Genomic DNA, 2,185 nt, shown 5'->3' on the forward strand with positions numbered 1-2,185 from the left:
TCGCTTTCCGGCCGCGCCTTCCGGCGTGATCACTACTTTAGCGGATTTCCCCGGCGACTCCTAATCGGAGTCCGGAACCGAATTCCGGGCAAGCCGAAATCCATCCCGTTCAGGGGCCGTGCAGTAGTGGGCTTGTCGCCTCTGTCCTCGCGGACGGCGGGCAACTCGGAGAACTCTACACGAGTCCAGGGGGTGCTTCCGCCCACCCGGCCCTTCTCCTCCTTGCCCGTCAGCGGCGGCGGCCGCCACGCTTCCGTGCTTCCTCGTACTCACGGCGGTGGAGGGCTTCGCCCGGGGCCTCCACGAGCGTGCGGAGCGCGTAGGCGAGGAGGGAACCGATGAAGCCGATCAGCAGCATGCTCTGGAGGGAGCGCTCGGCGGAGGCGTCCGCGGCCGGGGTCGGGGCCGGGCGGCGGCTGAACCCTTCCCATGTACGACGGAAGGCCAGCGCGGTGCACAGGGCGAAGGCACCGATCACCAGGACGTTCACCAGGGTGCCGACCTTGGCGATCGTCAGGCCCTCGTAGCCGAGGCGCAGCGCCATCGCCCCGGCCACCGCCGCGAGCAGCGCGCCCAGGCCGACGGCGACCCGGCGCAGCAGGTATCCGCCACTGTGGTCGACCCATGTCGTACCGAAGAACCGGATCGGTTCGGGCTGCGGGCCGGCCGGGCGGTGCTCGTCGCTCATGCGCCGATTATCGCCACCGGCCCGTCACGGGGCTGAAGGACCGGTCGCGGGCCTCAGGAGCAGCGGACCGCCACGAAGCCGCTGCTGCCCGTCCTGACGTAGGCGTCCGACACGTACTGGCCGGGGGCGATGCTGTTCCAGATGTCGGTCGTGCCGTAGGGGCCGGAGACGGTCTCGCCGCGGGTCTGGCAGCGGATCGGCACCGAGGAGTCCTCAGGGAGGACGCGGACGATCTGGCTGCCGGTGTTCGGGCCGCGGCGGACGTTCACCTGGTAACCGGGGGCGACGGGGTAGTAGATCTCGCCCGCGGACCGCACCGAGACGGACAGGGCTTCCGGCGCGTTCTCGCCGGCCGCGATCTCGTCGTTGTTGTCGTTGTTGTCGTCGGCGCCCATAGGGGCCTCCCCCGTGCGGTTGATGGGTCGTCACGCAATGCCATGCGCAGGCTAGCAAGGCCCGGCACGCCTCCCCGGTTTCGCCAGGGCCATCGATTAGGCTCCGGAAGTCGCGATATGCGGCCGAATACACACGGGGGTGGGGGAATGCCGCCGCTGCGCACGACCGGGACGGGCCCGGAAGCGGAGGATCCGGGGTATGCCGGTCGGTACCGGCTGGAAGGACGTCTCGGCTCCGGCGGCATGGGTGTGGTCCACCTGGCGCGTTCCACATCCGGCATGCGGCTCGCGGTGAAGGTGGTGCACCCCGAGTACGCGGTGGACCCCGAGTTCCGGGCCCGGTTCCGGCAGGAGGTCGCGGCCGCGCGGCGGGTGAGCGGGGCCTTCACGGCGCCCGTGGTGGACGCCGATCCCCATGGTGAGCGGCCATGGATGGCCACTCTCTACATCCCCGGCCCGACGCTCTCCGAGCGCGTCAAGCGGAACGGCCCCCTGACACCCGACGAAGTGCGGCGGCTCGCGGCCGGGCTGGCGGAGGCGCTGCGCGACATCCACCGCGCGGGAGTGGTGCACCGCGACCTCAAGCCGAGCAATGTCCTGCTCGCCGAGGACGGACCCAAGGTCATCGACTTCGGTATTTCCCGCCCCTACGACAGCGAGCTGCGCACCGAGACCGGCAAATTGATCGGGACGCCGCCCTTCATGGCTCCCGAGCAGTTCCAGCGGCCGCGCGAGGTCGGGCCCGCCGCGGACGTGTTCGCGCTGGCCTCACTGCTGGTGCACGCGGCGACGGGACGCGGACCGTTCGAATCGGACAGCCCGTACATCGTGGCGTACCAGGTGGTGCACAACGAGCCGGATCTCGACGGTGTCCCCGCGGATCTCGTGCCGCTCGTCCGCGCCTGTCTGGCCAAGGAGCCCGAGGACCGGCCGACACCCGACGCAATCATGGCCCAGCTGCCGCGCCTGCCGCACACGGGGCCGACGGGCCCCGGCGGTACCGGCCGCCTCGGTGGTCTCGCGGGCAACGGCCCGGGGCAGGACCTCGTGCCCACCCACGTACGCATTCCTCCGCAGCCCGAGGAGCGGCCGGGTGCCGGAG

Annotated in this window: 3 protein-coding genes; 1 reads left to right on the forward strand and 2 read right to left on the reverse strand. The window is 71.1% G+C overall.

Translation table 11 applies throughout. The features are described 5' to 3' along the window. Window positions 1–229 precede the first annotated feature (229 nt). Both K6I34_RS36050 and K6I34_RS36055 read right to left on the reverse strand, forming a co-directional pair. Window positions 230–688: a hypothetical protein gene (locus K6I34_RS36050; protein WP_229332244.1), complete on the reverse strand. Its 459-nt coding sequence runs from the start codon at window positions 686–688 to the stop codon at window positions 230–232. A 53-nt stretch (window positions 689–741) separates the two neighbouring features. Next, window positions 742–1,083 carry an SH3 domain-containing protein gene (locus tag K6I34_RS36055; protein WP_229332245.1) on the reverse strand — a complete coding sequence of 114 codons (342 nt, stop codon included), beginning with the start codon at window positions 1,081–1,083 and terminating at the stop codon, window positions 742–744. Window positions 1,084–1,230: 147 nt separating this feature from the next. Here K6I34_RS36055 and K6I34_RS36060 point away from each other — a divergent pair. Next, the coding region (locus tag K6I34_RS36060; RefSeq protein WP_229332246.1) for a serine/threonine-protein kinase at window positions 1,231–2,185 on the forward strand (955 nt) is incomplete at its 3' end.

It is taken from the genome of Streptomyces sp. UNOC14_S4, assembly GCF_020740835.1.
Lineage (GTDB): Bacteria > Actinomycetota > Actinomycetes > Streptomycetales > Streptomycetaceae > Streptomyces.